This window comes from Janibacter sp. CoH_79_TC_3, assembly GCF_058197955.1.
In genome coordinates, this window is the sequence record NZ_JBXWIV010000095.1 from 1 (window position 1) to 270 (window position 270).

The 270-nt window shown below is 37.8% G+C and carries 1 protein-coding gene; it reads right to left on the minus strand.

All coding sequences use genetic code 11. From position 1 onward, the window contains the following. Positions 1-270 (minus strand): hypothetical protein (locus AC2FA3_RS15220; RefSeq protein ID WP_490510318.1); only part of this gene is annotated, 270 nt, incomplete at both ends.

A 270-nucleotide genomic window follows, 5' to 3' on the forward strand; every position in this document is an offset into this window, starting at 1 on the left:
TCCGTATATTCATTCTGCTCTTTATAAACAACAAGCGGTTTTTCTATTGTTATGCGGCTTTTGCCCCCTTTTAATCCTTCTATCAGAACCATATTGGGCTCCTTATCGGCATAGGGATGTACAAGACGCATTCTTTTAGGCTCAATATGATATCTGGTCATTGTTGCAAATATCTCAACAAGGCGGAATGGTCTGTGAACCATGTAAAAACGACCACCATTTTTTAATATTTTTGCACTTTCCCTTACTATGTCGTCTAAAGTGCATTTT